3 protein-coding genes are annotated in these 2,690 nt (G+C 38.8%); all 3 read right to left on the bottom strand.

Annotation, left to right across the window (positions count from 1 at the left end):
• The coding region (locus V7161_RS27955; RefSeq protein WP_335716062.1) for a cold-shock protein at positions 1-88 on the bottom strand (88 nt) is incomplete at its 3' end.
• Between the two features lie 350 nt (positions 89-438).
• Complete coding sequence (locus tag V7161_RS27950) at positions 439-795, bottom strand: ArsR/SmtB family transcription factor (RefSeq protein ID WP_223587885.1); 357 nt, start codon at positions 793-795, stop codon at positions 439-441.
• A 21-nt stretch (positions 796-816) separates the two neighbouring features.
• Positions 817-2,562, bottom strand: coding sequence for a SulP family inorganic anion transporter (locus V7161_RS27945; RefSeq protein WP_335716059.1), 1,746 nt, complete (start codon positions 2,560-2,562; stop codon positions 817-819).
• Between the last annotated feature and the right edge of the window lie 128 nt (positions 2,563-2,690).

Raw genomic sequence — 2,690 nt, 5'->3', positions numbered from 1 at the left:
AGTGAACGAATACATCGTTTCCGTCTTCTGCTTCGATGAAACCGAAACCTTTTTCTGAATTAAACCATTTTACTTTACCGTTTTTCATGTAAAAAAATCCTCCTATTGGCTTAAATGCAAGCCATGTGTAAAATTCACCAAATTACAACGTGATAGCTTTACTTCAGTTCCTCATCCAAACATCGGTTAAAACTTTGAACAAGCTTGTAACATAAATCTAATCTCGTGCAACGGCTGTTTAAAATATACCCCTTTTAGGCCTATATGTCAAGAAACGCACTGTTGACACAATCCAACACGTTTCTACAAATCTGCCAATTTCTGTGTGGAATATGACTATTAAATTGGCAGATGCACAAAGCCAGACAATGACTTTGCAGGATTTTGTCGAAAAGTTATTGTAATCGCTTACTGATGTTCACTAAAAGACCAAAGAATTTAATTCTTCGGACCTACGGTTTCCTCTTCATCTTCTTCTTTAAATTTATCCAATATTGTAATAGTATCAACAAGATGATTATTAAAGATTTGTCTGGCAACAGCCAACAGTTCAATAATCATTGGGTCTTTCAGTGTGTAAATGACCTTATTTCCCTCTTTAGTTCCTGTAACAATATTTTTAGCTCTCAAAATCGTAAGCTGTTGGGAGACAGCAGACCCTTCACTGCCAACCAGAGTTTGGATTTCGTTGACGTTTTTATCCCCTTCTGCTAATAGTTCCAAAATGCGGATTCTCAATGGATGCGCCAGCGCTTTAAAAAAATCCGCTTTAAACTGCTGCATTTCAAGATTCAATTCTTCCACTCCTAATTATTATTAGACGGTACCTGTTAGTCCCTTTCTACCTTCAACAGCCTCAGTGGCAGATAGCTTCTTACATTCCCTAAAGGCAAAATGCTTACAGCCAAGGCATTTATTTTTATTAATTTGCTCCAGGGCATATTGTATGGCTTCTCCAGTATGTTCAAAAAAATGCTCCCCGCCAATCGTTTGGTACAAACCAGTTTTCTTTAGAACGCTTTCCGGTTGGGCATTTAAGCCTGATATCAATACTATACCATTTTTCGAAAAATGATGAACAATACTCGATAAATTCGCTTCACCTGTTGTATCCATCAACGGTACCCTGCTCATTCGCAGCAATAAAATTTTGGGGCGGTAGTTTATTGTGCTCATGATTGTTTTTTCAAAGGTTTCGGCTGCCCCGAAAAATAAAGGACCTTCGACATTAAAGATGCTGATTTGCGGACAGTCATGTGTATCAGTAACCATGCCAGTCTCTATTTTTTCATTCTTATGTTTTCGATTTGGCAAGGCCTTTGCCGTGACCATTAGGTCACTCATCCGTTTTGTGAACATAAGGGCTGACATGACGAGTCCCACCTCAACAGCGGTTGTCAAATTCACAAAAACTGTCAATAAAAACGTCACTAAAAGGACTAGTGAATCTGTCGATTTTGTTTTTAAAATATGAGCAAATACCTTCCTTTCACTCATATTCCAGGCAACGACCATCAAAATAGGTGCCATGCTGGCAAGTGGGATGTATGAAGCGTATGGTGCAAAAAACAGCAGAACAAGCAGAACTACAATACCATGGATGATCCCTGAAAATGGTGAAACAGCACCATTTTTAATATTTGTAGCTGTCCGGGCAATCGCTCCAGTTGCAGGAATGCCGCCGAATAATGGGGTGATCAAATTTGCGATTCCCTGTCCGATTAGTTCCTTATTACTGTTATGCCGGGTATTTGTCATCCCATCGGCCACAACAGCAGACAGGAGTGATTCAATTCCTCCAAGCATCGCAATGATACAGGCAGGCTTCAATAATTTCATAACTTGCTCAAGATTCAGGTTCGGTATATGGAATGCAGGTAGTGTACTTGGAATTTCTCCATATGCTATCCCAATGGTTGCGACTTGTGACGGATAAAATAAGGTTGCCGCAAGTGTGGATACAATTAAGCCAATTAGCGGACCTGGAACCTTTGGTGCAATTTTTGGTGTAAAAATAACCGTAATTAAACATATAAGTGCTGTGATAATACTAAAAACATTCGTTGTGTTTAGATGGACAATAATTTCTTCAATATTGCGTATAAATTCCTCATGCTTCTTGATTCCCTCTAAACCTAAGAAACTAGCTAATTGTCCAGTGAAAATCGTAACCGCAATGCCTGCAGTAAACCCTATGGTTACTGGTCTAGGGATATATTTAATGAGTGACCCAAGCTTCAGCACTCCCATCAATAGAAGAATAACTCCGGCCATAAACCCAGCAATCAGGAGATTTTCATAACCGTATGTCATCACCACTCCAAATAAAATTGGAATAAAAGCACCGGTAGGACCGCCAATTTGATATTTCGATCCTCCCAACATAGAGATGAGAATCCCGGCAACAATCGTCGTATAAATTCCATACTCTGGCTTCACCCCTGAAGCAATGGCAAACGCCATACCAAGTGGAATTGCGATAACCCCGACAATCAGACCTGATAGCAAATCCTTTGGTACGCATTTTAATGAATATTGATGGAACCTATTGTCACTAAACATATGAACCCTTCTTACCTTTTTATTTTTGTATATCTGATTATTTGAATATAGAGTAATTCGTATATACTAGCAAGACTTTTATTTGAAAAATAAACCAAAATTTTTAGCTTGTCTTCTGGGTCCCATTA

It is taken from the genome of Neobacillus drentensis (genome assembly GCF_036965425.1).
Taxonomy (GTDB): domain Bacteria; phylum Bacillota; class Bacilli; order Bacillales; family Cytobacillaceae; genus Neobacillus; species Neobacillus drentensis_F.
The sequence above is the reverse complement of the archived record's forward strand: the minus strand, read 5'-3'. Positions and strand labels throughout refer to the sequence as shown.